Below are 25768 nucleotides of genomic sequence, written 5' to 3'. Positions count from 1 at the left end.
AAGGTCAGCCGGCCGCGGACAGCGCAGCGTCGTAGTTGGGCTCCTGCGCGATCTCGGGCACCAGTTCGGTGTAGGCGACGTTGCCGTCGGCGCCGATCACCACGATGGCCCGCGCGAGCAGCCCGGCCATCGGGCCGTCGCTGAGGGTGACGCCGTAGTCCTCGCCGAAGCTGTCCCGGAAGGCGGAGCCGGTCTTGACGTTCTCGATGCCCTCGGCGCCACAGAATCGCGCCTGGGCGAACGGCAGATCCTTCGAGACGTTCACCACGGTCGCCCCGGCCCCGGCGGCGCGCTCGTTGAAGGTCCGCACGCTGGTCGCGCACACCGGCGTGTCGATTGACGGAAAGATGTTGAGCACCACGGGCTTACCGGCGAACTGCTCACTGCTGACCGCGGCCAGATCGCCGCCGACCAGACTGAAGCCCGGGGCTTTGGATCCGACGGCAGGCAGCTCGCCGACTGTGTTGATCGGGTTTCCACGCAACGTTATTTGTGCCATGCGCACAGTCTGCCAACACCGCCCCGGGCGCCCGGGGGCAGGGTGCGTGCAGGTCCCCGTGTCCTGATTCGTGGGGTACATGGCGTAGACGACACACCCCGATGTGTCGAACACTGGGTTCATGCCTCGCAAGGTGGTGATCGCCGGGTATCCCGGCGTGCAGGCGCTCGATGTGATCGGGCCGCACGACGTGTTCACGACCGCATCGCTGTTGACGGGCGGCAGCTACGACGTCGCGGTGGCCTCGGTCGACGGGCAACCGGTGTCGACGGTCACCGGGCTGGCCTTCGTCGCGACGCCGTTGCCAGATCCGGGCGAGCGGATCGACACGGTCGTGCTGCCCGGCGGCGCCGGCGTCGACACGGCGCGCGCCGACGCCGAGCTCGTCGCATGGGTCAAGGCCGTCGCCGGACATGTCCGGCGCATGGTGACGGTCTGCACGGGCGCGTTCCTGGCCGCCGAGGCGGGCCTGCTGGACGGGCAGCGCGTGACCACGCACTGGGCCTTCGCCGAACGCCTGGCGAGCGAGTTCCCCGCCATCGAAGTCGACGCCGACCCGATCTTCGTCCGCACCTCGGACACCGTATGGACCGCCGCGGGGGTCACGGCGGGCATCGACCTCGCGCTCGCGCTGGTCGAGGAGGACCACGGCACCGAGGTCGCCCAGACGGTGGCGCGTTGGCTCGTGCTGTATCTACGCCGCCCCGGTGGGCAGACGCAGTTCGCGGCGCCGGTATGGATGCCCCGGGCCAGGCGCGACTCGATCCGCGAGGTGCAGGAAACGATCGAGGCCGAGCCGGGCGGCCCACACACCGTCGACGAGTTGGCCCGCCGGGCCGCGATGAGCCCGCGGCACTTCACGCGGGTGTTCACCGCCGAAATCGGCGAGGCTCCCGGCCAGTACGTCGAGCGCATCCGCACCGAGGCCGCGCGCCGCCAGTTGGAGGAGAGCGACGACACCGTCGTCGCGATCGCCGCCCGGTGCGGCTTCGGTACCGCGGAGACCATGCGCCGCAATTTCCTTCGCCGCGTGGGTATTTCGCCTGACCAGTACCGCAAGGCGTTCGCTTGAAGGAAAAAGGAAGGATGTCTCAGATGACCCAAATCGCCATCGTGGCCTATCCCGGATTCACCGCGCTGGACATGATCGGCCCCTATGAGGTGTTGCGCAACCTGCCGGGCGCCGAGGTGCGGTTCGTCTGGCACGACGCCGGGCCGATCACCGCCGACTCCGGCGTGCTCGTCATCGGCGCCACGCACTCACTGGCCGAAACACCTTCTCCCGACGTGATTCTCGTCCCGGGCGGCCCGTCGACCCCGGTTCATGCCCGCGACGACGCGCTGCTCGACTGGTTGCGTCGCGCGCACCGCAGTGCGAGCTGGACAGCGTCGGTGTGTTCGGGCTCGGTGATCCTGGCGGCCGCGGGCCTGCTGGAAGGGCGGCGGGCGACGTCGCACTGGCTGACGATTCCCGCGCTGAAGGCGTTCGGTGCGGTCCCGGTGGCCGACGAACGGATCGTGCATCAAGACGACATCGTCACCAGCGCGGGCGTGTCCGCCGGACTCGACCTCGCGTTGTGGCTGGCCGGGCAGATCGGCGGCGAAAACCGCGCCAGGGCAATTCAACTCGCACTCGAATACGACCCGCAGCCACCATTCGACTCGGGCCACATGTCGAAGGCGTCGGCGGCCACGAAGGCCGCGGCGACCGCGCTGCTGTCCAAGGACAGTGTGAAGCCGGCCAACGTCAAGGCCACGACCCTGCTGGCCTGGGACCAGGCGCTGGGCAAGGTGCGGTCACGCCGGCGCAGGCGGTCGAATACCAACGCCGAGTGTGCGATTCACGACTCGACACGCCGGTGATGCGTCGCACACCGCACGCTCGGCGATAGGGCGCTAGGCGTTGGGCTGCAGGATCTCGGTCGTGGCGAGCTGCCCGCCGGCCTGCATCCAGGCCGCGACGACACGGGGCGCGTCACGGTCGGGGTTGTAGATGTCCTCCTCGCTGGAGAACAGGCCGTCGCCGGCGTAGACCAGCCGGGTCCAGTTGGGGAACCAAAACGGTTCGCCGTCCGGATCGGTGGGGTGGTCCAGCAGGTTCTTGATCATGACGACGACTGCGTCGTTGTCCTCGTCGTGGGCGATCCAGTCGTTGGGAAAGCGCATGTGCGGAAACGGCGCCATCACCGCGACAATCCAGTCCCGGACCGCCTCGCGGCCGTGGAAGACCCCGTAGTGATGCTCGGTGTAGACGACGTCTTCGGTGAACAGATCCGCGAACGGGCGCCAGTCGCCCGACGCGCTGCACCCCTCGACGACCTTGGTGTAGTTCTCGACGGCCCTGTCGATTTCCGCCCTGGTGAATTTGCCCATGGCGGACACATTAGAACGTGTTTCGGTTTTAGGTTGCCGGTTGCGAATAGGGTTATCGAATGAACGTGTGCGACCTGTTCGACTTGCGCGGCAAGCGCGCGTTGGTGACCGGGGCGTCCAGCGGCATCGGCAAGAAGGTGGCCCAGGCGTATCTGCAAGCCGGTGCCGATGTGGCCATTGCGGCGCGGAATTTCGAAGCCCTGCAACGCATCGCCGGCGAGCTGGGCGCGGACGGGGACGGCAGGCTGGTGCCGATCCGTTGTGACGTGACGCAACCGGACCAGGTGGCCGCCATGGTGGACCGGGTGGTCGCGGAGTTGGGTGGCATCGACATCGCCGTGTGCAACGCCGGCATCATCGCCGTCATCCCGATGCTGGAGATGTCGCCGGAAGACTTCCAGCGCATCCAGGACACCAACGTGACCGGAGTCTTCCTCACCGCCCAGGCGGCCGCCCGGGCGATGGTCCGGCAGGGACGAGGCGGCGCCATCATCACCACGGCCTCGATGTCGGGCCACATCATCAACGTCCCGCAGCAGGTTGGCCACTACTGCGCCTCCAAGGCGGCCGTCATCCACCTGACCAAGGCGATGGCCGTCGAATTCGCGCCCCACCAGATCCGGGTCAACAGCGTCAGCCCCGGCTACATCCTCACCGAACTCGTCGAGCCGCTCGAGGAGTATCACCGCCGGTGGGAGCCCAAGATTCCGCTCGGCCGCATCGGCCGGCCCGAGGAACTCACCGGCGTCTACCTGTATCTGGCCAGCGAGGCGTCCAGCTACATGACCGGTTCGGACCTGGTGATCGACGGCGGATACAGCTGCCCGTAGCGTGCATCACCGCTCGAGCTCGCCGGAGATCCCGCGCTCGATGTTGGCCTGGGTGCCCGACGGCAGCACCAGCAGGCCGTCGAGTTCGTGCCGGGCCACCTCGTAGGCGCGCTGGCGTTCCTGCGCGGCCGCCGCGGGGTCGCCCGCCACCCGCAGCAGGCTCTGCGCGCGCGCGATCCGTTGTTGGTCCGCGCGGGAAAAGTCGTTGCGGCGTCGGCGCATCGCTTCGGCCTCCGCGGCGTTGAACGCGGTCGCGTAATCCTCGACGGCGGCCATGTATTGCGCGGCGGCTTCGCGATCGTCGAGGAGATCTTCGGCCTTGCCGGGCCGCAGGAAGTCGGCGCGGAGTTTGGCCTTGTGGAACGCGACCGTCAGCGCATCGCGCATGTCGGTCATGACCGGAAAGTCCAGCAGCTTGGCGACGTCGAGTTCGTACTCGAGCCAGCGGTCGTCGGTGCGTGCGTGCTCGTCGAGGACGCGCCGGATGGCACGCCACTGGGCCGCGTGATTGTTCGCGGCGCCGGTGGACGCGTCGGGTAGTGGCGTTCGATCGGCTTCCGGCGGATGCTCGTCGGCGCGCCGCCGGTAAGCGCCGAACGCGCGCACCGCGGCCACGATCGCACCGGTCAGCGGCAAGATGACGATCAGCAGCTCCGCCAACCGGAATAGCAAGCCCACACGGCCAGGATGCCATCAGGGCGGCGGCCGCCGCCGCGTGTGGGGGTTATGGACGAATCCCGGCCAATCCCCGTACCCGGGACCCACACTCGGCGCCACGAGAGGGCGCCCGGCCACGTCAGTGGGCGCCCAGGCCGCCGCCGAGGTATTCGGCGCGGCATGCCCGACGGGCCAGCTTGCCGCTGGTTGTCCGCGGGATGGCTCCGGCCGGCAGCAGGCGCACGTCCGAGACGGTCAGACCGTGTCGCTGCGAGACCGCGTCCTGGATCGCCGCGATCGCCGGCGCGGGGTCCTGACGGCTGGTGCCGGCGGCACGTTCGGCGACGACGATGAGCCGGTCGGCGCCCGGGTTCTTTTCGGCCGGTACGGCAAACGCCGTCACGTATCCGCGCCGAACCAGCGGGGACGCCTCCGCGACGGTCGCCTCGATGTCGTGCGGATAGTGGTTGCGGCCGTCGATCGTGACAAGGTCCGCCGTCCGTCCCGTCACGTAGAGCTCCCCGTCGAGGTACACGCCCAGATCGCCGGTGCGCAGCCACGGGCGTTGGAGATCGGCGCCGCCGGCATGGCTGCCCTCGGCGAGTCGCGATCGCAGCTCGGCGCCGAAGGCCCGCCGGGTTGCCTCGGGCAGTCCCCAGTATCCGCGGCCAATGTTGTTGCCCTGCAACCAGATTTCGCCCACCTCGCCATCCGGCAATTCGGCTGCGCTGCCGGGGTCGACGATCACGGCCCATTCGCTGCGTGCCACCTGTCCGCATGACACCTGAGCGACGGCGTTGGGAGCGTCCGCGGGAACGCGCACCGCACGCCCGGCGCCCAGCTGTTCGCGGTCGAAGTACACCGCCGTCGCTTCGGCCGCCGGCGCGATGGTCGCGACGAGCAGCGTTCCCTCGGCGATGCCGTAGGACGGTTTGAACGCGGTGCGGGGCAACCCGTATGGCGCGAACGCCTTGTTGAAGGTCCTGATCGCGTCGATGCTGACCGGCTCGGAGCCGATGATCATCACGACGTTGCGAAGATCGATGTCCTCGCCGTCGACGGGCAGGCCGCGCTGGGCCGCCCACTCGTAGGCGAAGTTCGGCGCCGCGGTGACGACGTTGCCCTGTCGCGAGCCGTCGGACATCGCCTGGATCCACCGCAGCGGCCGACGGACGAACGCGGCCGGAGACATCAGTGTGGAATGCCCGCCGTAGACGGCCGGAAAGCCGATCATCGACAACCCCATGTCGTGGTAGAGCGGTAACCAGCTGACGCCGTGGGTGTTTCGGTCCAGCAGGTCGATCGACAGGATCATCTGCACCAGGTTGGTGCCGACCGCGCGGTGGGTGATCTCGACGCCGACCGGCGGCCGGGTAGAGCCCGAGGTGTACTGCAGGTGCGACACATCGTTCATGCCGAGCTCGGTCGCCACGAACGAGTCCCCCGCGGAGTCGGGAATCTGGTCGATGGCAATCACCTGCGGCCGGCCCAGGTGTGGGTGGGCGGCTAAGAATTTCTCGACCGCGCCTTGCGCGGCCGTGGTCGTGAGCAGGACGGTCGGCGTCGAGTCGCGCAACGCGGTATCCAGGCGCTCGGCATGCCCGGGCAGCTCCGGGGCGAACAGGGGGACCGCGATGGTTCCTGCCTTGATCGCCGCGTAGAAGCCAGCGACGTAGTCGATGCCCTGCGGGGCGACGACCGCTACGCGCTCGCCGCGGCCCGCGAGGCGTTGGATGCGCGCGCCGATGGCTTCCAGCCGGACACCGAACTGAGTCCAAGTCACCTCCTCGGCATTGCCGTCCCCCGGGCCGCTGTAGTCGAGGTAGCGATAGGCGACGGCGTCGCCGACGTTGGCGATGTTGCGGTCGATGAGAGTGATCAGGTTGACGCCGGGTGGCAGCGCGATAGCGCCGTCGGCGTCCAGGCAGTCCTCGATTCGGAGCAGGCCGGGGACACCGGCGTCGGGTCGGGAACCGTGATCCATGAGCGCAAGTCTAGGCAAGCCGCCCATGGGCTCCGGTTCCCGCGAGGCGGGCAAACGCCAAGCGCGGCGGCCGCATTCGTGCAGGGAGGTCAGCCCTCGCGGCCGCATTGCGCGCGGGCACCGGGCGGGCGGATCAACCCGATCCGTCCGGCGCGCGGCGTGGGCGGTAGCCTACCGGCGAGCGGTGTCGAGGGCCATCGAGGGCCATCAAGGGGCGCAGCGTTTGCTATCACCAGGAGTTGCCATGTCGGGCCGGAAATTCTTTTTCGAAATCACGCGTACCAGCAGCGCGCCCGCCGCGACGCTGTTTCGGCTCGTCGCTGACGGCGCCAACTGGTCGCAGTGGGCCAAGCCGATCGTTTTCCGCTCGAGTTGGGCCCGCCAAGGCGATCCCGCCCCGGGTGGGGTCGGGGCTATCCGCAAGGTCGGCATGTGGCCCGTCTTCGTACAGGAGGAGACCGTCGCGTACGAGCCGGACCGCCGCCACGCCTACAAGCTGGTCGGACCGCCGACCCCGGCCCAGGACTACGCCGGCGAGGTGACCTTCACGCCGAACGCGGCCGGCGGCACGGACATCCGCTGGACCGGCTCATTCACCGAAGGCGTTCGCGGAACGGGGCCGGTGATGCGCGCCGCCATGGGCGGGGCGGTGCGATTCTTCGCCGGCCGGCTGGTGACGGCGGCCGAACGCGAGTCGAACGCCGGGCGCTGACCCCGCCGAAATGCGCGGTCCGCGAAGGACACTCGCGACGGTTCGGCCTGTGAGCCGTTACTTGGACTCGACCTCGTCCTGATATTTCTTGGTCATGTGCGCCACGGCGTCGAGCTGCGACTGCGCCAGGCTCTCCCGGGCTTGTCCGGCGCGCGCCGCGGCGTCCAGCGTCGGCTGGGCCTGCCCCTGAAAGTGGGGCATCACTTCGGCGGCGAACAATTCGGCGGATCGCCTGGTGGCGGCGGGGTTCGCCCACTCGTGACCCATCTGCAGCATGCAGCCGAACCCGCCGGACTGATCCCACAGCCGCTGCACTTGCTCGCGCGCCCGCTCGGGCGTGCCGATCACGCCGGCCCCGTTGTCGTTGATGACGTCGATCATCTCGTGGAGCTGTTCTCCCGGCATCGTCATCTGCGGGAACGCGGCGACCTTCTGGAAGTACCGGAACCACGGCTCGATGCCGAACTTGACCTCTTCGCGGGCCTGTTTCTCGGTCTCGGCGAGGTGGAACAGGCCGACCAGGCTCCAGTTCTTGCGGTCGACCTGCGCGCCGAAGGTCGCCGCGCGTTCCTCGACGATGTCCCAGTGATACGAGAGCGCGTTGAAGCCTTCGACGGTCAGCGTCGCCCCGATGGACAGCAGCCCGATCCCATGCTTGCCGGCCAGCCGAGCCCCCGTCGGCGACGCGACGGCGGCGACCGACAGCGGGATACCGCCGTCGGAATACGGGGCCAGCTGCAACCTGGCATCGAACAGCTGGTGGGTCGCCGTCTTGGCGCTCACCGTCTCCCCCGCCAACAGCCGCACGACGATGTCGAGGTTCGTTTCCAGCAGCTCGCGCGTGTCGGTCGGGGTGAGCCCGATCATGGACGAGTCGCTGGGCAGCGAGCCCGGCCCCACGCCGCCGATGACGCGGCCGTGGGTGAGATGGTCCAGCAGCATCAGCCGGTCCGCGACCCACAGCGGATTGTGGTACGACAGCGAAATCACTCCGGTGCCGAACCGGATTCGCTTCGCGCGCTCGGCGGCCGCGGCGATGAAGATCTCGGGCGAACTGATGATTTCGCTTCCGGCCGAGTGGTGTTCGCCCATCCAGACTTCATCGAAGCCGAGCGCGTCGAGGTGCTCGATGAATTCGAGATCGCGTTGCAGAGCCAACGTCGGATTGGTGCCCGCGCGGTGGAAGGGGGCGATGAAATATCCAAACCTGAGCTTGCCCATGGGATCCCTTTGCAGTCGAGTCCCCCGAACCATAGCTCAAAGGGCGCTGCAGGAAGCCGGAAGAAAAAACCGAAAAGGTTTCAGCCGGTGGGGCCAGGTAACCATGGCCCCACCGGCTAGGGAAACAAGTCTGGGACTTCGAACTAGAACAGGCTCAACGAGAGTGGCTGATCACGGGTAGCCGCCGCAGACGTTGCCGACGCAGCCGCCGCCACCGCCCGGGCCACCGCCGCCACCGCCGACGCCGGGGATACTGCCGCCGCCGCCACCAGGGCCGCCGCCGCCGGTCGGACCGCCGGGCACGCTGCCGCCGCCGCCACCGGGGCCACCGCCGCCGGTCGGACCGCCGGGCACGTTGCCGCCGCCGCCGCCGCCGGGGCCACCGCCGCCGGTCGGGCCACCGCCGCCCTCACCGGGTGCCGTGGAGGGCGCGACGCTCGAAGACGGTGTGGTCGTCGGGGTGGTCGTGCTGCTCGGGCCTTCTTTATGGCCGCCGCCGCAGCCGACCGCCAATACGAGCATGGCCGCGCCGCCGAACAGGGCGACCGTTGTCCTCGGTCCAGATCCCATCAGATCCCCCAATCTCCACTTGCGCCACATCGCGGCGCCCACTGTTTCTTACCCCGGGCCGCGGGCGCGCAAACTACTTCCGGCGCCGAGATTGCGATCAAGACGAGGGCCGCCCCGCAGGTGCGCCGCGGCCGTGGGGGGAAGTGGTCGTCGGGCGATCCATCGGCGGAGCCGCAGCGGCACAAGGGAATCTGGCCAACACGGGGATCGTGACCATCGAGGTTTTTGAAGCCGATGGCCCATCTCGGGCCTATGGACCATCGGCGAAACAAATCGTATCTGTGTGCGGGCCTCGCCGTATGCCAAATGACTTACTCGTAAATTAGAAAATTTCTTATATTCACTAAGTAGACCTTCTCCGGAACCCGCCTGGGCGGCCGCGCAAGGCTGTGACCAGGGCCGCAGCCGAAATTGCGGCTATCCCTCCTTGGTGATCAGCTTGCGCAGCGCCACGCGATCGGGCTTCAGCAGTTCGGCGATGCGGGGCTGGTTGACCTCCGCGACGATGATCTCGCCGACCTCCTGGTAGACCTCGCTGAAGATGCCGTGGGATTTCATCTTCGAGGTCTGATAGAGGTTGTCCTCGGTCGGCGTCACATAGATCACCCCGTCGGCCTTGAAGCGGTGCACCAGCCAAAGGTGGATCAAGGTCATCAGCCGCTTCTGCCGGAGCTTTTCCGCGAAGGTGTTCTGGTCGCGCACTTGAAGAATGCTGCGGCCATGCCGGTCCTTGATCGGATCGACGACCACGTTGGCCAGCTGTTCGTCGTCGTTGCCGTAGATGCCGAGTTCGAGCACATCCGAACCGGCCCGGCGAGGCCGCAGTTGCACCCGCAGTTTCTCGCCGAGGTCGTAATTTTCGCTCCACATCGCCAGCCACTCCTCGAGCAGCTTCTTGGGCACCTCGGTCTGCACCAGGTGCTGGTGCTGGGTCGAGCCCTCGCCCATCGACTTGGTGGTTGCGGTGCGGCCCGAAGAAGCGGTGAGCGCGGCATCGCTGCGCGGCCCGCCGACCAGGGTTTGCGGTGTGCGGTAAGGAGATTCGACCAGGCGCATCTTGCGCTGCAGGCGGGCCAGGGCCAGCATGCCGTCCTGTTGCAGCGAGGTGGCGAACTCCTCGGCGGCGACGCCGTCGATCTGGTGTCCGCCGTAAGTGATGAAGTTGAAGACGAAACCCATCTTGCCCAGTTCCTCGGGGAACTGTTTCATCTGCTCGTCGGTCATGCCGGTGGTGTCCCAGTTGAACGACGGGGACAGGTTGTAGGCGAGCATCTGGTCGGGGAACTTGGCGTGGATGGCGTCGGCGAACTGCTTGGCGTCGGCCAGGTCGGCGGTCTTGGTCTCCATCCACAACAGGTCGGCGAACGGCGCGGCCGCCAGCGATTTGGCAATGGCGTACGGGATGCCGCCACGGATCTGGTAGTACCCCTCCGGCGTCTTCGATAGTTCGCAGTCCCAACCAGGGTCGACGCCCAACTCCTTCGCTTTGGCCTTGGCGGAATAAAGCGATGCGCTCGCCGCAAAAACCCGCCATTCGTCTGCGGTCATGTCGGCCGGTTCGTCCTCGCTGGCGGCAAAGGCGAGCACATCGGCGACGGCCTCGCCGTAGGTCATCAGGCCGGCGTCGTCCTCCCAAGCCGCCACGAACCGCGACTCGACTTGGTCGAACAGGTCGTCGATCGATTGCTGACCGTTCTCGCGCCAGGCATTGACGGCGTCGGAGATCACGCCCTGGATCCCTTGGCGCTCAAGCCATGCTGCGGCCTCGGCGTACTCGGCTTCGGGCAGCGCATAGAGCAGGTGGCCGTTGAGGTCCTTGACACCCAGCTCGTAGAAGCGCCGCACCAGCGCCAAAAAGCACGACTTGTACGACGGAATCTTGAGGTTGGTGGCCCCGAGCAGGAACGGCTGGTCACGCTCGTCGGCCCGGCTGTCCAGCAGGTTGGCGGCCTCGGCGTCGGTCCGCGCGACGATGATGCCCGGCACGTTCATGATGTCGAGCTGGAAGCGCGCGGTGTTGAGGCGTTTGATCTGTTCGTCGGACGGCACCAAGACCTTGCCGCCCTGGTGACCGCACTTCTTGGTGCCAGGGCGCTGGTCTTCGATGTGGTAGCCGGGCACGCCGACCTCAACGAACCGGCGGATCAGGTTGCGCACGTGCGGGTCGCCGCCGTGACCGGTGTCCGCATCGGCGATGATGAACGGCCGGTAGTCGTACTCCGTGGCCGCCGCGCGCTGCTTCTCGCTCATTTGCAGGCGCTGGTATTGCTGGTTGCGGTCGGCGGTGAGCAGGGCGCGCACCAGCACCGCGGCGTCGTCGGGCACCTGGCTCAGCGGGTAGCTGGCCAGGTCGGGGCCGGGATCTTCGGTGGTAGACCCCTTGGCCGACGTGGCCCAGCCGCCCAGGTAGATCCCCTCGATGCCCATCCGCTTCATCGCGACCGCCTGCCCGGGCGAGTACGGGCCGAACGTCGTGATGCTCTTCTTCTGGGCGAACAGCTCGCGCAACCGCTCGTAGAAGGCCGCCGCCGCGTTGCGTGCCACGGTGTAATCGGTCGGGATGGTGCCGCGCTGCTCTGCTACCTGGCGGGCCGTGTACAGGCGGGTGATCTGAGCAAAGCGCGGATCGTCGAAGTATCGCTGCGTGGCAGCGACCTCGTCGTCGAACGATGGCCGGACTTGTGTGTCCTTGTCGATGATCGCCATGTCTTACGCCCCTCTCCGGCACGACTCCACTGATCGTGAGTCTATCCCCGCGACGGGCAGTTCAATCAGGAGTCGAAAGACTGAACCAAATCGGCTGCAAAGATACTGGGGCGCAACGTAATTCGATACCAGCGATTATTGTCCGGCCGCGCGCCGGGCCAGCCAGTCCCGCTGACGACGGACGAATCCGGCGTCGACGACTTCGCCATGGCCCGGGACGTAGATGGCGTCGGGCCCGCCGAGGACGAGCAGCCGCTCGAGAGTCGCCGGCCAGGCCGCCGCGTCGGAGTCGGCGTCGATCGCGGGGTCGGCGGACTCCTCGACCAGATCGCCGGTGAACACCACCACCGGCTCGCCGGCACAGGTCGCCGGAGCGACCACCACCAGGTCCGAGGTAGTGTGGCCGCGCCCGAGGTAGGTGATCGTCGCCGTGCGGTCTCCCAGGTCGATCGCGGCGTCGTAGATGCCGTGGTGCGGTGGCCGCAGCGCCGCGATCGCGGCGTCCACCTGCGCGGGGTCCGCCCCGTGACGCAGCGCGTCCCTGCGGATCTGATCGGTCGCCGATGTCAGGTGCCCGATGACCTCGGGCGCGCAATGGATTTCCGCGCCGTCGAACAGCGACGAGCCCAGGACATGGTCGAAGTGCTTGTGCGTCAAGACGATATGGCTCACCGGTCGCCCGGCAAGCCGACGGATGTCGGCGTCGACGGCGGCCGCTTCGGCCAGCGTGCTACCCGTGTCGATGAGCAACGTTGCGGTGCTGCCGGCCACCAGGCCGATGGTCACATCGCAGAACGGGAGCCGGCAGCGATGCACACCGCTGGTCAGCGTTTCCCAGGCGAAGTGCACACCCAGAAAGGTAGCCGGGTTGGCTTCCAGGGGCCGACGCGGCCGGTTTCGAGCGTGACCGCACCGGCTATCTCCCCGAGATGGCTATCACCGATTCCCGCGAGGTCGTCATCGAAGCGACGCCCGACGAAATCCTGGACGTGCTGTTCGACCTCGAGTCGTTGACCGAATGGTCGTCGGCCCACAAAAAGGTCGAGGTGCTCGAGCGGGACGACCAGAACCACCCGACCAGATCCAGACAGGTGGTCAAACTCGTCGGCGTCAGCGACGAACAGGAACTCGCCTACACCGTTCACGACGACGGCGTGGGCTGGACCCTGATCAGCTCCAAACAGCAACGCGCTCAGGAGGGCCGGTACACGTTGACGCCCGACGGGGACTCCACCCGGGTCCGCTTCGACCTCACCGTCGATCTGGTGGCGCCCGTCCCCGGATTCCTGGTCAAGAAGGGCGCCAAGTCGCTGATGGACACGGCCACCGAGGGATTGCGCAAGCGGGTGCTCGCGGTCGAGAAGCGCGACGAGTAGCCGCGTTCGTCGCCGGCAAACGGATGCTTCCGCAGCGGGACCGCGCGGTTCAGACTGTGTGCATGGAGTCCAGGCGGGTGTTTCGCCGAATCGCAGCCCTGGTGGGCGCGGCGGTGCTGCTGGGGGCACTGGCCGGCTGCAGCGGAGGCGGCGACAACCAGCCGACCCCGTCCCCGGGGCCGAGAGTCACGACGCTCGGGAAGACGGCGCCCAACGCTCCCGCCGGCGGGCCGTTGACGATCAGCAGCCCGGCGTTCGCCGATGGTGCGCCGATTCCGGTGCAGTACACCTGCAAAGGCGCCGACATCGCACCGCCGTTGGCGTGGTCGGCGCCGCTGGGCGGGGCCCTCGTCGTCGACGATCCCGACGCCCCGGCCGGGTTGTACGTCCACTGGGTGGTGATCGGGATCGCCCCCGGGGCCGGGAGCACGGCCGAGGGCCAGTCACCGGCCGGCGCCACCACTCTGCCCAACACGGCCGGCCAATCGGCGTACCAGGGCCCGTGTCCCCCTGCGGGTACCGGCACACACCGGTACCGGTTCACGCTTTATCAGCTGCCCAACGACTATCAGCTGCCCGGCGGCCTGGGCGGCGTGCAGGCCGCCCAGACGATCGCCGGCGCCGCGACCGCGCAGGCGCAGCTCGTCGGGGCGTTCGGCGGCTGATCGGCCTGGGTCAGGACGCGTCGTCGAGCACCTGGTAGCCGGCGTTGTATCCGGGGGTGAAGGTGATGCCCGGTCCGCCGTGGCAGCCCGCGCCACCGAGGTAGAGGCCATCGATTCCGATCGGCAAATCGAGGAAGCCTTTCGGGCCGGGCCGGTTGGGGCCCATCAGGTCTGGGTGCAACAGCCCGTGGCAGAAGTCCCCGTCGGGCGCGCCGAACATGGTGTTCATGTGGTAGGGCGCGAACGTGATATGGCGGATCACGATGTCCTTGAAGTTCGGCGCCAACCTGGTGATCTTGTCGATAACCCGTTGTGCCATCTCGTTTTTGAGACGCCCGTGTTGCGCTCGGTCGACCTCGACCGGAAACGCGTAGGCGAACGCGCTCGCCGCGTGTTTGCCCGGTGGCGCCATGGCCGGGTCGTGGACCGAGGGGATCTGCATACCCATCGAGGGGTTGTCCGGGACAATGCCCCGCCGGCAGTTTTCCCAGTGCAGCTGTTGGGATTCGGGCGACCCGAAGATACCGATCGACTGCTGCATGCCGTCGGCGTTGAGGAATTCGTATGGCGGGGCGAATTCGGGCAGGCCGTCGAGCGCGAAGTGGATCTGCACGAACGAGGCGCGGTGGTCGCGGCCGGACACGCGCGAGACAAGCTCCGCGGGAACGTGTTCGGGAGCGATGAGCTCGGTGAGGGTGACATCGGGTGACAGATTGGACACCACGATCGGCGCCGAGATCGTGGACCCGTCGCGCAGCCGTACGCCGGTCACCTTCTGCCGGTCGACCAGGATCTCCTCGACCTTGGTGCGGAAGCGGATCTCGCCGCCATGGGAGACGAACAGCTCACGCAGGTGTTCGGTGAGGGCGCCGATGCCGCCCTTGAGCTTGGTCATCATCGCGGTGCTACCGTCGGGCGCCGCCAGCGCGAACGCCAAACAGGCTGCGCTACCAGGTGTGTAGGGGCCGCGGTAAGTCGAGTTGACGGCCAGGAATGCCAGCATGCCGCGCATGACCGCGTGCTGTTCGCGGTCGGGCAGGTAGCGGTCGATCACGTCCATCGCCGAGCCGAAGAGCATCTCGTGGATCGCCCGGCGTTCGGCGTCGTTTGTGGCGCAGGCGTACATCTCGTCCAGCGTCTTGGGCGGCCGGCGGATGTCGAAGCGGCCGAGCGCCTTCGCCGGCGCCTGGCTCCAACCGATCAATTCGGCCATGCCCGTGACGGCCTCGATCCCGTGTTTCTCGCCCAGGTGCGTCATCAGTTGCATCGGGTCGCGATAGAAGATCATCGGCTCTTCGCCGTGTTCGCCGATGTTGGTTGACATCACCTCGGGCTCCACCGCCGGCAGCGTGTCGAGCCCGAGGTCTTTGGTGAGCTGGCTTGCCATGGGGAACTGCACCGAGCCGGCGATCTCGTAGCGAAAGCCGTCGATCAATTCGACCGTCGCTGCCATGCCCCCCGCATAGGTGTTGGCTTCCAGGCACACCGTGCGCAGACCCGCGCGCTGCAGGATCGCCGCCGCGGTCAGCCCGTTATGACCGGCCCCCACCACGATCGCGTCGTAATCCGTTGTGCTCATGGCCCTCACCTCCGTCGGGTTACCGGATGCAGAATATGTCAGTACTGACATAATGGGAAGATGTCGGTGTTGACTACTTCGGCTGGGATACGATTCCCCTGAGATGACCGCCCCGGCCAACCGTCATGAACAACGGCGACGATCGACGCATGAGGCCCTTCGCCGCGCGGCGTTGAAGAGCTTCGCCCGCAAGGGTTTTGCGAATGTCACCGTCACCGAGCTGGCGCGCGAGGCCGGCGTCACCGAGCGGACCTTTTTCCGGCACTTCCCCACCAAGGAGGCCGTCCTTTTCCAGGACTACGAGACGCAGCTGGAATGGCTGGCTGAGGCGCTCGCGCAACGCCCGCCGTCGGAGTCGTTGTTCGATGCGGTGCTGGCGAGCGTTTCCGCGTTCCCGCACGACCTCGAAGTGGTTCGCCAGGCGGCGACCGCGCGCGCGGAGCTGATCAGCGCCGAACAGATCGCCGGCCATTTACGGGTGGTGCAGTCCTCGTTCGCCGGGGTACTCACCGATTTCGTCCGGAAGCGCAATCCGGATATGGCGGACATCGACCTGGCCGCGCAGGTGGCGGGTTCCGCGCTGGCCGCGGCCCTCGTTGCGGCGGTGGAGAATTGGGGTCGCAACGGATGCACCCGCGACCTCGGCCAAGACGTCGCCGCGGGCCTGGAGCTGGTGCGCTCCGGTTTGGCGCGGCTTGCCTAAGCAACCCTTATCCGCGGCCGGCCGCACGCATCGCGCGACGGTGTGCTGAAGTGAGTAACACCATGGCATTACCCACGCGCCTGACGGAATTTTTCGGTATCGAGCACCCCGTGCTGCTCGCGCCGATGGCCCTGGTCTCCGGGGGCCGGCTCGCGGCGGCGGTGACCAAGGCGGGCGGCCTGGGCCTGCTCGGCGGGGGCTATGGCGACGTCGACTGGCTGCGCCGCGAATTCGACCACGCCGCCGGCGCCCGGATCGGATGCGGGTTCATCACCTGGAGCCTGGCCCACGATCCGCGCGCGCTCGACCTTGCGCTGGCCCGCCGGCCGGCGACGATCATGTTGTCCTTCGGCGACTTACGGCCGTTCGCCGATCGCATCCACGCGGCCGGCGTCTCGCTCACCGCCCAGGTGCAAAACCTCGACCAGGCGCGCCGGGCCGTCGACGCCGGGGCGCAGGTCATCGTGGCGCAGGGCAGCGAGGCGGGCGGACATGGAATGAGCGGACGGTCGACCTTCACGTTGGTGCCCGACGTGGTCGACCTCGTGGCCGACCGCTCGCCCGACACGTTGGTGGCGGCGGCCGGCGGGGTCGGCGACGGCCGCGGGTTGGCGGCCGCGCTGGCACTGGGTGCCGACGGCGCGGTCGTGGGGACCAGGTTGTGGGCGTCGCCGGAGGCATTGGTGTCACCGCGGGCGCAGCAGCGCGCCGTGGCGGCCCGCGGCGACGACACCGTGCGCACCCGCATCTTTGACGTTGTGCGCCGCCTAGATTGGCCCGCCGGATACGACGCCCGGGCGCTGGACAACAAGTTCCTCGACACCTGGCACGGTCACGAGGCCGAGCTGTCGGACCAGCTGCCCCAGGCGGTCGTCGGCTACCAGAAGGCCGTTGCCGCAGAGGATTTCGACACCGCGGCCATTCTGACCGGCGAAGTGGTGGGACGCGTCCGCGACGTCCGTCCCGCCGCGGACATCATCACCGACATCGTCGCCGAGGCGGCACGCATCCTCAACCGGCACGCCGGGCCCTAGACAGCCGAGCTCGAGGTCTGGTTTGCTCAGCTCGATATCCCATTTCCCGGGCAGGATTCGCCGACTCCTAAGGATCCCATGGACATCGCCACCGTCGACGAACTGCTGAGCACCACCCGGTCGGTGCGCAAACGGCTCGACCTCACCCGACCGGTCAGCCGCGACGTGATCCTGGAGTGCATCCAGCTGGCGATGCAGGCGCCCACCGCGAGCAACACGCAGGACTGGCGTTGGCTGGTGATCACGGACCCGGACAAACGCGCGGCCATCGCCGAGATCTACCGCAGCATCGGTGCGCAGTACCTGGCGTACGCGGCCGACAACGCGACGGACCCGCAGACGCAGCGGGTGTACCAGAGCGCGATGAGCCTGACCGACACGTTGGGACAAGTTCCCGTGCACGTCATCCCCTGCCTCAACCAGCGCATCGACACCGCCGAACCCGGCATCGCCGCGGCGGCGTGGGCGTCGATCATCCCGGCCGGCTGGAGCTTTCTGCTGGCGCTGCGCTCGCGCGGGCTGGGATCGGTCTGGACGACGATGCATCTGTTCAAGGAGCGGGAAGTGGCCGAGCTGCTCGGCATTCCACCCACCGTCACGCAGGCCGCGCTGTTCCCGGTCGCCTACACGATCGGCACCGACTTCCGGCCGGCTGCGCGGCCGCCCGCGGCGACCATCACGTATTGGGAAGGTTGGGAACAGCCCGGCGGAGACAGTTGATGCAGTCCTACACCGTGCGATTCCACGTCGACGCCCCGCCGCGGAAAGTGTGGCGAGCGCTGCATCCGCCGGCGCCGCCGAACTCCCCGCGCCCGCGGGTGCTGACGTGGCCGACCGGCAGCATGGAAATCCTCAACGAGGGCAACGAAGCCGGCGAGGGCCTGGTGCGCACCTGCGTCTTCGAAGTGCCCAAATACCTGCTGACCCGCGGGCGGGCGCGTTCCTGGGAAACCGTGACCGAAGCCGAGATCTACAAGCTGTCCCGTTACGTGGCCGTCGGGGCCCCGCTGTGGTCGCGCGCCGAGGGGTATCACCGACTCGACGAGCAGCCCGACGGAACCACCGTGCTGACGTTCCACGAGACGTATCGCGCCTACAACCCGGTGCTGCGCGTCTTTCTCGAACGCCCGGTTTACGCCAAAATCTCCCGTGACAACCTCGCGACGTACGAGCGTGCGCTCGGTTACGCGGGCAAGGTGCGGCGCCTCGTCTAGGCGTCTTTTGCTGCCGCGTTCATTTCGCAACGACATGAATTAGGTACTTGACCCCGGTACCCTCGATTTCTATGGGTGGAGTAGCTACTGCGGCACGTTTGGCCGCCGTGGGTTTGATGGCCGCGGGGTGGGCGGCGTCGACCGTCGTTGCCAGCGCCGATCCGGACGAAACGCGCGGACCCGCGCCAGGCCCCGCCGCGTCGCCGGCCCCGGCCGCGTCGCCGGCACCGGCATCAGCACCTCCGGCGGCGCCGCCGCCCGCCGCGTCCCCAGGGGCCTCGCCGGCGCCCGCCCCTCCGGGGCCGAAGACCACCATCGACAAGGACGGCATCTACGCGGTGGGGACCGACATCGCCCCGGGCATCTACAGCTCCGGCGGCCCCGTCGACAACGGCACGTGCTACTGGAAACGGACCAGCAACCCCGACGGCGCGCTCATCGACAACGCAATGACCAAAAAGGCGCAGGTCGTTCAGATCGATCCCGGCGACAAATCGTTCAAGACCTCGGGCTGCCAGCCGTGGCAACTGACCCCGGACGCGGTTCCGCCCTCGCAAGCGCCGCCCGCCGGCGTGCAGGGCACGCTCGGCATCCTCAACAGCCTGTTGGGTGGAGGCGCACAGCGCCCCCCGCAGGCGTCGCCCGCTCCGCAAGCACCTGCACCAGCCCCGGCTGCCCCGACGGCCCCGCAAGCTCCGGCGGTCGCGCCCGCAACCCCGGCGACCCCGCAAGCTCCGGCGGCCGCGCCCGCGACCCCGGTCGCCCCGCAGGCCGCGCATTCCTGATCGGCGCCGCTAGCGCCGTGGCCAGTACGCACCAGATCGTCGTGGTCGGCGCCGGCGTCAGCGGCTTGACGTCGGCCATCAGCCTGGCCGAGGCGGGCTGGCCGGTGCGGGTCTGGGCGGACACGATGCCGAAGCGCACAACTTCGGCGGTGGCGGGCGCGGTGTGGGCTCCCCCACGGCCCGCGGAACGCGCGGACGAGACGCTGCGCTGGACCGAGCACTCGCTGCGGGTGTTCCGTGATCTCGCCCGTGATCCCGACTCGGGTGTGTTGCTAGCGCCGGCGCTGGCCGTCGGCGAGCTGACCGCGGCCGAGGCGATGTCGTCGGCGGCCACGCTGATCCCCGACCTGCGGCCGGCCGACCCGGCCGACCTTCCCCCAGGTTTCGGGACGGGATTTCGCGCCACCGTGCCGATGATCGACATGCCGCACTATCTCGACTACCTGACCCGCCGGCTGGCGGCGGCCGGCTGCCAAATCGAAGAACATCCCGTTCGATCCCTGGCCGACGCCGCCGCCACCGCGGACATCGTCGTCAACTGCGCCGGCCTTCGCGCGGCCACGCTCACCGGCGACCCCACCCTGCGGCCGCTCTTCGGCCAACACGTTGTGCTCACCAATCCCGGTCTGCAGCAACTGTTTCTGGAACTGAACGACGGCCCCGAGTGGACCTGCTACTTCCCGCATCCCCAACGGGTGGTGTGCGGCGGAATCAGCATCCCCGACCGGTGGGACACCACGGCGGAACCCGATGTGACCGAACACATCCTGCAGCGCTGCCGACGAGTCGAGCCGCGCCTCAACGACGCCGAGGTGATCGAGGTCATCACCGGACTGCGCCCCGACCGTCCGTCGGTGCGCGTGGAAGCCGAACCGCTCGGGCGGGCGCGCTGCATCCACAATTACGGCCACAGCAGCAACGGCGTCACCCTGTCCTGGGGCTGCGCGCGTGACGTGGTGAGGCTGGCCGGCGGCCGCTGACCTCAGGCGCCGGCGCGGCGAATGATCAAGGACAACAACCAACTGACGATCGACAAGACGATCGCCGCCCAGATGGCCGTCCACCAAAAGTGGTCGATCTGCAGCCCCCAGTGGGTGGTGTGCTCGGTGATCCACGCGGTGATCCAGAGCATCAGCGCGTTGATGACGACATGGAACAGGCCGAGCGTCACGATGTAGAGCGGGATCGACAGGATCTGGACGATCGGCTTGATGAATGCGTTGACCAGACCGAAGATCACGGCGACGACGAAGATGATGCCGACCCGTTCCAGCCTCGTGCTGCCGCCCACGAAGCTCAGGCCGTGCACGAATAGGGTGACGATCCACAACGCGAATCCGGTCAGCGCGGCGCGCAACAAGAATGGGCCCATGCCGCTAAATCCTGCCACCCGGGAGCCCGCGAAGGTAAGCCGAAATCCGGTCGGCTAGTTCTGACCCGGGGTGACCGGCTTTGCCCGCCGTTTCTCGCACCTCGCGTGGGTGCGATTACGGATATCGGAAACGGATAACGAAATCCCTTGTATCACAGTTGTTTCAGGCGTCCCAAGTCGGGGTTTTTTGTCGGCGGGTGCCGATAGTTTCGCTCCTATGAGTTCGGGCGGCATCATCGATCGGGACGCGATCGTCGCGGCCTTCGACGCCCTCGATCACGCGGTCGAGGGCGTGGGTGCGTTGTGTTTTGATGCGTTGACGCCGCGCGAGTGCCTGGCGCTGTTGGAACGCTGCGAAAGTGTGCGCCGACGGTTGCCGGTCCCCGAGCATCAGTTGATCAATCACCTTGCGCGCCAAGCCAGCGTCGAAGAACTCGGCGGAAGACTCGATCACGCGATCGCCGACCGGACCCGAATCAGCCGCGCCGAAGCCTCTCGGCGCGTCCAAGAAGCCCGCGATCTAGGCCCACGGCACGGCCTGACCGGCGAACCCTTGCCGCCGACGCTGGCCGCCACCGCCGCCGCCCAACGCCGCGGCGAACTGGGCGCCGGCCATGTCGCGGTGATCGGCAAGTTCTATCGCCGCCTGCCCGGCTGGATTGACCAGGCCACCCGCGAACGCGTCGAAGCCGACCTGGCCGGCCTCGCCGCCCATCACCGGCCTGAGGAACTCGACGGCTTGGGCCACACCCTAGAAGATTGCCTCAACCCCGACGGCACCTTCACCGACGAAGACCGGGCCCGCCAACGCGGCGTGACCCTGGGCCGCCAGCAACCCGACGGCATGTCGGCGCTGCGCGGCCTGATCACCCCCGAACTGCGCGCCACCATCGAAGCCGTGGAGGCCAAACTCGGCGCGCCGGGCATGTGCAACCCCTTCGATGAGGTCCCGTGCGTGGACGGCGCGCCCAGTCAAGAGGCCATCGACCGCGATCCGCGCTCGGCCGCCCAGCGCAACCACGACGCCCTTTTGGCCGCGCTGCGTGCACTGCTGGGCTCCGGAGAGCTAGGTCAGCACAACGGCCTACCGGCCTCCATCATCGTCACCACCACCCTGCGCGAGCTCGAGGCCGCCGCCGGGTGCGGCCTGACCGGCGGGGGCACCATCATGCCGATGAGTGATGTGATCCGCCTGGGCCGCCACGCCAACCATTACCTGGCGATTTTCGACAAAGGCAAGGCCCTCGCGCTGTATCACACCAAGCGGTTGGCCTCGCCCGGACAGCGAATTGTGTTGTACGGCAAGGACCGCGGCTGCACCGCACCGGGCTGCGACGTCAAGGGCTACTACTGCGAGGTCCACCACGTCACCGACTACAGCAAGTGCCAGACCACCGACGTCAACGATCTGACCTTCGCCTGCGGCCCGCATCACCGCATGCTGCAACCCGGCGGCTGGAGGACCCGCAAAAACGCCCACGGCGACACCGAATGGAAACCACCACCCCACCTCGAACGCGGCCAACCCCGCACCAACACCTTCCACCACCCCGAGAAGCTGCTACGCGACGGCGACGACGACGAAGACCACAGTCCGGGCGCCGCATGACGCTTCGCGATCGCCGCTGGTTCTGATGGCGGTGACCCGCGTCGCCCGGCTGCGCCGCGCTCGCGATCGCCGCTGGTTCTGATGGCGGTGACCCGCTTCGCCCGGCTGCGCCGCGCTCGCGATCGCCGCTCGTTCTGATGGCGGTGACCCGCTTCGCCCGGCTGCGCCGCGCTCGCGATCGCCGCTAGTTCAGGTTGTAGAAGCGTTGCGCGTTGCGCCCGCCGATCTTCTCCCGGGCTTCCTCGCTGATATCGGCGCGAGTTCGCAAGTGCTTGGTGCTTTCCGGCCATTCGCCGTCCCAGTGCGGGTAATCGCTGGCGAACATGATGAAATCGGCGCCCAGCACGTCGATCACCCCGGGCAGAATCGGCTCCTCCGGTTCACAGGTCACCCAGATGTTGCCCGCGGCCAGATAGTCGTGCGGATCGCGACGCCAGCCGCCCTGGACCCAGTCGCCGCGCTTCTCGTAATGCTCGTGCAGCCGATCGATGAAGAACGGAACCCAGCCGGCGCCCGCCTCGAGGAAGGCGACCCGTAACTCCGGGTGGCGCTCGAAGACACCGCCCGAGACCATCGCGGTCATCGCGGTCATCTGGTCAAACGGGAAGCTGATGCAGTGCACCTGAATGTAATTCGTGAAGCGGTCCACGCCGATCTTGGGCAGATGGATGCCGGGGGCGCCATGCACGCCCAGCGGCATCCCGAGTTCGACGGCGGCGGCGTAAAACGCGTCGAGGTCGGGGTGGTCGAGGTTGCGGGTCTTGAGCGCCGGCGGCACCAAAGTCGCCACCAGCCCAAGGGCTTTGGCTTCCGTCATGACATCGATCGCCAGCCGGCCATGTTCGATCGGAGTTACCGCGACGCCCCTGAGCCGCCCGCCCGAATCGGCGCAGTAGTCGGCGATCCACTCGTTGTAGAGCCGAGCGAATCCGACGGCGAATTCCGGGTCCTCGAGGCTCGGCGCGCACAGCCCGAGGCTGGGATAGAGCACCATCGTGTCGATGTGATCGCGGTCGGCATCCCCCAACACGCCCTCTGGTGAGCGGCAATTGATGTCGGGCGCCTTGCTGATCCCGTGCGCGGGCGGGCAACCCGCGCCCGGGCCCTCGTCCTGCGGATAGCTGCGGCCCTCGAACGTCATCCGGCTGCCGTCGGCCGCCGGTTTGACGTGATGGGGCCAGCGTTTCATCGCCTCGACCGCCAGCGAGGAGTTCTCGGCGACATGCCCGTCGGCATCGATGATTCGCATGTATCGGCAACTTACTCTCGCGCAATGCCGCCCGGTACTGCACGATGCTGACGTGACCACACCGCGTCCTGAAAAGAAGCTGACCGCCGACCAGCGAAACTCCTTCATCGCCGCGTTGTTGGGCTGGACGATGGACGCCTTCGACTACTTCATCGTGGTGCTCGTCTACGCCGACATCGCAAAGACGTTCCACCACAGCAAGGCCGAGGTCGCGTTCGTCACCACTGCCACCCTGATCATGCGTCCCGTTGGCGCGTTGCTGTTCGGGCTGTGGGCCGACCGCGTCGGTCGGAGGCTGCCGCTGATGGTCGACGTCATGTTCTATTCCGTCGTGGGTTTCCTGTGCGCCTTCGCGCCGAACTTCACCGTGCTGGTGATCCTGCGCCTGCTGTATGGCATCGGCATGGGCGGTGAATGGGGGCTTGGTGCCGCGCTCGCCATGGAGAAGGTTCCGGTGGAGCGGCGGGGATTTTTCTCCGGGCTGCTGCAGGAGGGTTACGCGTTCGGCTACCTGCTGGCCAGCGTCGCCGCTCTGGTGGTGATGGATTGGCTCGAGCTTTCGTGGCGATGGTTGTTCGGCCTGAGCATCGTTCCCGCCCTGATCAGCTTGATCATTCGCTACCGGGTGGAGGAATCCGAGGTGTGGGAGGCGGCCCAGGACCGGATGAAGCTCACCAGCACCAGGATCCGCGACGTGTTGCGCGACGGCGCGATCATCCGGCGCTTCGTCTACCTGGCGCTGCTGATGACGGCGTTCAACTGGATGAGCCACGGCACGCAGGATGTCTACCCCACCTTCCTGGGCGCGCACGCAAATCAGGGCGCGGACCTGTCCAGCGCGACGGTCAAGTCGCTCGTGGTGGTCTACAACGTCGGCGCCATCATCGGAGGACTCGTCTTCGGAACGCTGTCGCAACGATGGAGTCGGCGTCACACGGTCGTCTTCTGTGCGATGTTGGCGCTGCCGATCGTTCCCCTGTTCGCCTACTCGCGCAGCGCGGCCATGCTGTGCCTGGGGTCGTTTCTGATGCAGCTGTTCGTCCAAGGAGCGTGGGGCGTGATCCCCGCCCACCTCACCGAGATGTCGCCGGATGCCATCCGCGGCCTCTACCCCGGTGTGACCTACCAACTCGGAAACCTGTTGGCGGCGTTCAATTTACCGATCCAGGAGCGACTCGCCGAATCCCACGGTTACCCGTTCGCCTTGGCGGCCACGATCGTGCCGGTGTTGACCGCGGTGGTGGTCCTGACGCTGATCGGAAAGGACGCGACGGGAATCCGCTTCGGCACGAAGGAAAGTGCTTTCCTTGCAACCGAAGTGACCCAACGCTAGTCGGTGCCGCTCAGCAGGCGCCGCAGCAGGTGCATGGCCACCGTCGTCGAGCGTTCCCGGATGTCGGACCGGTTGCCGGGAAGGCGCAGTGTGCGGGTATCGGTTTGACCGGCGACCGTTACGGTGAAACAGACCGTGCCCACCGGCTTTTCCTCCGTTCCCCCGCCCGGTCCGGCGATCCCGGTGATGGCGACCGCGGTGTCGGCGCCGAAGCGTTGCAGCGCGCCCGCGGCCATCGCCTCGGCCACCGGCTCGGACACCGCGCCGTGGGCTTCGATCAGCGCCGGGTCGACGCCTAGCAACTCCGCCTTTGCCTCGTTGGAGTAGGACACAACCCCGCCGGCCACGTAGTCCGAGGAGCCGGGCCGGTCGGTCAGCCGCGCCGCCAGCAGTCCCGCGGTGCACGACTCCGCCGTCGCGATCCGGTGCCCGGCGAGAAGCTTCGCGACCAGATCGTCGACACGCGAGCCGTCCTCGGAGTACAGCTGATGCCCGTGTCTTTCGCGCAGCAGCTTGGTGAGTTGGGCGTACGCGTCGACGGCGTCCGGCTCGTAGCGCGTGACCATTTCGATCTCCCCGCGCCGCAGACAGGTGGTGATCTCGAGCCGGTCGAAGCCGGGGACGGCCTTTTCGGCGTCGCGAAGCGTCTCGGCCAGCCCCGACTCGGGCAGGCCGAACATCCGCAGCATTTCCTGCCGATAAATGGTCCGGCCGGCGATCGCGTCCTGCGCCGCGGGCGTCTGGATGGCCGTGTGCCACATCGGCTGCAGCTCACGCGGCGGCCCCGGCAGCACGATCACGGTGGGCTCGCCGGGCACCACGACGCCGGGCGCGGTGCCGACCGGATCGAGCACCTGCGCCCCGGCCGGAACCATGGCCTGCTTGCGGTTGGCGGCCCGCAGCGACTCGAAAGTGCCGGGGTCCAAGGCCGATTGGAACGCGGGATTGCGCCCCATCAGCTTCTTGAGGATATTCGCAATCTTTTCTTCGACCTCGGCGTCCAACACCAGCTCGCGCCCGCAGAAGCGGGCCACCACCTCGACGGTCATGTCGTCGGCCGTGGGCCCCAGGCCGCCGCTGGTGACGATCAGGTCCACACCTTGATCGGCGAGGAACCGCAGCTGCGCTTCGATGTCGGCGGGCCGGTCGCCGCAGATCGTGATGTGCGCCAGCTCGACGCCCAGTTCCAGGAGACGATCGGCGATCCACGGGCCGTTGGCGTCTTGGACGCGTCCGGTGAGGACCTCGGTTCCGGTGACAACGATGCCTGCGCGTGCGCTCACCGGGATGAGCCTAC

25 protein-coding genes and 2 pseudogenes are annotated in these 25768 nt (G+C 67.9%); 15 read left to right on the top strand and 12 right to left on the bottom strand.

All coding sequences use genetic code 11. The annotated features are described in order from the left end of the window. Positions 1-4 precede the first annotated feature (4 nt). Positions 5-499, bottom strand: a complete 495-nt coding sequence (gene tpx, locus ACZ50Z_RS08595) for a thiol peroxidase (protein WP_464483163.1) — start codon at positions 497-499, stop codon at positions 5-7. Positions 500-620: 121 nt separating this feature from the next. On the opposite strand from tpx, the gene ACZ50Z_RS08590 reads away from it, so the two are divergent. After that, positions 621-1571, top strand: a complete 951-nt coding sequence (locus ACZ50Z_RS08590; RefSeq protein ID WP_464483162.1) for a GlxA family transcriptional regulator — start codon at positions 621-623, stop codon at positions 1569-1571. 23 nt (positions 1572-1594) lie between these two features. After that, a complete protein-coding gene (locus ACZ50Z_RS08585; protein WP_464483161.1) occupies positions 1595-2362 on the top strand; it encodes a DJ-1/PfpI family protein in 768 nt (255 codons plus the stop codon). A gap of 33 nt (positions 2363-2395) precedes the next feature. On the opposite strand, the gene ACZ50Z_RS08580 is transcribed toward ACZ50Z_RS08585, so the two are convergent. After that, complete coding sequence (locus tag ACZ50Z_RS08580) at positions 2396-2872, bottom strand: nuclear transport factor 2 family protein (RefSeq protein WP_464483160.1); 477 nt, start codon at positions 2870-2872, stop codon at positions 2396-2398. 59 nt (positions 2873-2931) lie between these two features. Between ACZ50Z_RS08580 and ACZ50Z_RS08575 the strand changes: the two genes are divergently transcribed. After that, on the top strand, positions 2932-3702 hold the full coding sequence (locus ACZ50Z_RS08575; RefSeq protein ID WP_464483159.1) for an SDR family oxidoreductase: 771 nt from the start codon (positions 2932-2934) through the stop codon (positions 3700-3702). Between the two features lie 6 nt (positions 3703-3708). Here the strand turns inward: ACZ50Z_RS08575 and ACZ50Z_RS08570 are convergent, their stop codons facing one another. Then, positions 3709-4380, bottom strand: a complete 672-nt coding sequence (locus ACZ50Z_RS08570) for a hypothetical protein (protein WP_464483158.1) — start codon at positions 4378-4380, stop codon at positions 3709-3711. A 118-nt stretch (positions 4381-4498) separates the two neighbouring features. Further along, positions 4499-6343 carry a fatty acyl-AMP ligase gene (locus tag ACZ50Z_RS08565; RefSeq protein WP_464483157.1) on the bottom strand — a complete coding sequence of 615 codons (1845 nt, stop codon included), beginning with the start codon at positions 6341-6343 and terminating at the stop codon, positions 4499-4501. A 244-nt stretch (positions 6344-6587) separates the two neighbouring features. Between ACZ50Z_RS08565 and ACZ50Z_RS08560 the strand changes: the two genes are divergently transcribed. Further along, positions 6588-7055: an SRPBCC family protein gene (locus ACZ50Z_RS08560; RefSeq protein WP_464483156.1), complete on the top strand. Its 468-nt coding sequence runs from the start codon at positions 6588-6590 to the stop codon at positions 7053-7055. Positions 7056-7112: 57 nt separating this feature from the next. On the opposite strand, the gene ACZ50Z_RS08555 is transcribed toward ACZ50Z_RS08560, so the two are convergent. The 4 genes from ACZ50Z_RS08555 to ACZ50Z_RS08540 form a co-directional block, all read right to left on the bottom strand. After that, the gene (locus tag ACZ50Z_RS08555) at positions 7113-8276 is read right to left on the bottom strand and encodes an LLM class flavin-dependent oxidoreductase (RefSeq protein WP_464483155.1); all 1164 of its coding nucleotides are present in this window, start codon (positions 8274-8276) and stop codon (positions 7113-7115) included. Positions 8277-8447: 171 nt separating this feature from the next. After that, positions 8448-8846, bottom strand: coding sequence for a hypothetical protein (locus ACZ50Z_RS08550; RefSeq protein WP_464483154.1), 399 nt, complete (start codon positions 8844-8846; stop codon positions 8448-8450). 417 nt (positions 8847-9263) lie between these two features. After that, positions 9264-11552 carry an isocitrate lyase ICL2 gene (gene aceA / locus ACZ50Z_RS08545; protein ID WP_464483153.1) on the bottom strand — a complete coding sequence of 763 codons (2289 nt, stop codon included), beginning with the start codon at positions 11550-11552 and terminating at the stop codon, positions 9264-9266. Between the two features lie 135 nt (positions 11553-11687). Then, complete coding sequence (locus ACZ50Z_RS08540) at positions 11688-12401, bottom strand: MBL fold metallo-hydrolase (protein WP_464483152.1); 714 nt, start codon at positions 12399-12401, stop codon at positions 11688-11690. A gap of 80 nt (positions 12402-12481) precedes the next feature. Here ACZ50Z_RS08540 and ACZ50Z_RS08535 point away from each other — a divergent pair, with 80 nt between their 5' ends. After that, positions 12482-12928 carry an SRPBCC family protein gene (locus tag ACZ50Z_RS08535; protein WP_464483151.1) on the top strand — a complete coding sequence of 149 codons (447 nt, stop codon included), beginning with the start codon at positions 12482-12484 and terminating at the stop codon, positions 12926-12928. A 62-nt stretch (positions 12929-12990) separates the two neighbouring features. Then, positions 12991-13593 (top strand): YbhB/YbcL family Raf kinase inhibitor-like protein, encoded by a 603-nt coding sequence (locus ACZ50Z_RS08530; protein WP_464483150.1) that lies wholly within the window; start codon positions 12991-12993, stop codon positions 13591-13593. A gap of 10 nt (positions 13594-13603) precedes the next feature. Here the strand turns inward: ACZ50Z_RS08530 and ACZ50Z_RS08525 are convergent, their stop codons facing one another. After that, positions 13604-15172, bottom strand: coding sequence for a phytoene desaturase family protein (locus ACZ50Z_RS08525; RefSeq protein WP_464483149.1), 1569 nt, complete (start codon positions 15170-15172; stop codon positions 13604-13606). A 103-nt stretch (positions 15173-15275) separates the two neighbouring features. Here ACZ50Z_RS08525 and ACZ50Z_RS08520 point away from each other — a divergent pair, with 103 nt between their 5' ends. From ACZ50Z_RS08520 to ACZ50Z_RS08495, 6 genes and pseudogenes are all read left to right on the top strand, one after another. Further along, positions 15276-15875 carry a TetR/AcrR family transcriptional regulator gene (locus ACZ50Z_RS08520; RefSeq protein WP_464483148.1) on the top strand — a complete coding sequence of 200 codons (600 nt, stop codon included), beginning with the start codon at positions 15276-15278 and terminating at the stop codon, positions 15873-15875. A gap of 62 nt (positions 15876-15937) precedes the next feature. Then, positions 15938-16909, top strand: a complete 972-nt coding sequence (locus ACZ50Z_RS08515) for an NAD(P)H-dependent flavin oxidoreductase (RefSeq protein WP_464483147.1) — start codon at positions 15938-15940, stop codon at positions 16907-16909. Positions 16910-16987: 78 nt separating this feature from the next. Next, entirely contained in the window at positions 16988-17629 is a 642-nt protein-coding gene (locus ACZ50Z_RS08510; protein WP_464483146.1) for a nitroreductase family protein, read from the top strand. Next, positions 17629-18123 carry an SRPBCC family protein gene (locus ACZ50Z_RS08505; protein WP_464483145.1) on the top strand — a complete coding sequence of 165 codons (495 nt, stop codon included), beginning with the start codon at positions 17629-17631 and terminating at the stop codon, positions 18121-18123. Before ACZ50Z_RS08510 ends, ACZ50Z_RS08505 begins: the two co-directional genes overlap by 1 nt. A gap of 98 nt (positions 18124-18221) precedes the next feature. Further along, positions 18222-18758 (top strand): annotated as a pseudogene (locus tag ACZ50Z_RS08500) (hypothetical protein); the annotation flags it as partial. 167 nt (positions 18759-18925) lie between these two features. Next, positions 18926-19888 (top strand): FAD-dependent oxidoreductase, encoded by a 963-nt coding sequence (locus ACZ50Z_RS08495; RefSeq protein ID WP_464483144.1) that lies wholly within the window; start codon positions 18926-18928, stop codon positions 19886-19888. A gap of 2 nt (positions 19889-19890) precedes the next feature. Here ACZ50Z_RS08495 and ACZ50Z_RS08490 read toward each other — a convergent pair whose 3' ends face one another. Beyond that, the gene (locus ACZ50Z_RS08490) at positions 19891-20280 is read right to left on the bottom strand and encodes a phage holin family protein (protein WP_464483143.1); all 390 of its coding nucleotides are present in this window, start codon (positions 20278-20280) and stop codon (positions 19891-19893) included. 217 nt (positions 20281-20497) lie between these two features. Between ACZ50Z_RS08490 and ACZ50Z_RS08485 the strand changes: the two genes are divergently transcribed. Together ACZ50Z_RS08485 and ACZ50Z_RS08480 are read left to right on the top strand one after the other, a co-directional pair. After that, a complete protein-coding gene (locus ACZ50Z_RS08485) occupies positions 20498-21889 on the top strand; it encodes an HNH endonuclease signature motif containing protein (protein WP_464483142.1) in 1392 nt (463 codons plus the stop codon). Positions 21890-21898: 9 nt separating this feature from the next. Further along, a pseudogene (locus ACZ50Z_RS08480) lies at positions 21899-22133 on the top strand (gamma-glutamyl-gamma-aminobutyrate hydrolase family protein); the annotation flags it as partial. Here the strand turns inward: ACZ50Z_RS08480 and ACZ50Z_RS08475 are convergent. Then, complete coding sequence (locus ACZ50Z_RS08475; protein ID WP_464483141.1) at positions 22074-23138, bottom strand: amidohydrolase family protein; 1065 nt, start codon at positions 23136-23138, stop codon at positions 22074-22076. The pseudogene ACZ50Z_RS08480 and the gene ACZ50Z_RS08475 sit on opposite strands and share 60 nt — an antisense overlap. On the opposite strand from ACZ50Z_RS08475, the gene ACZ50Z_RS08470 reads away from it, so the two are divergent. After that, positions 23128-24471: an MFS transporter gene (locus ACZ50Z_RS08470; RefSeq protein WP_464483140.1), complete on the top strand. Its 1344-nt coding sequence runs from the start codon at positions 23128-23130 to the stop codon at positions 24469-24471. The two genes, ACZ50Z_RS08475 and ACZ50Z_RS08470, sit on opposite strands and share 11 nt — an antisense overlap. Here ACZ50Z_RS08470 and ACZ50Z_RS08465 read toward each other — a convergent pair. Then, the gene (locus ACZ50Z_RS08465) at positions 24468-25754 is read right to left on the bottom strand and encodes a competence/damage-inducible protein A (protein WP_464483139.1); all 1287 of its coding nucleotides are present in this window, start codon (positions 25752-25754) and stop codon (positions 24468-24470) included. The two genes, ACZ50Z_RS08470 and ACZ50Z_RS08465, sit on opposite strands and share 4 nt — an antisense overlap. Positions 25755-25768 lie beyond the last annotated feature (14 nt).

The organism is Mycobacterium sp. NTMscope_MAC_269 (genome assembly GCF_976985695.1).
The sequence above is the reverse complement of the archived record's forward strand: the minus strand, read 5'-3'. Positions and strand labels throughout refer to the sequence as shown.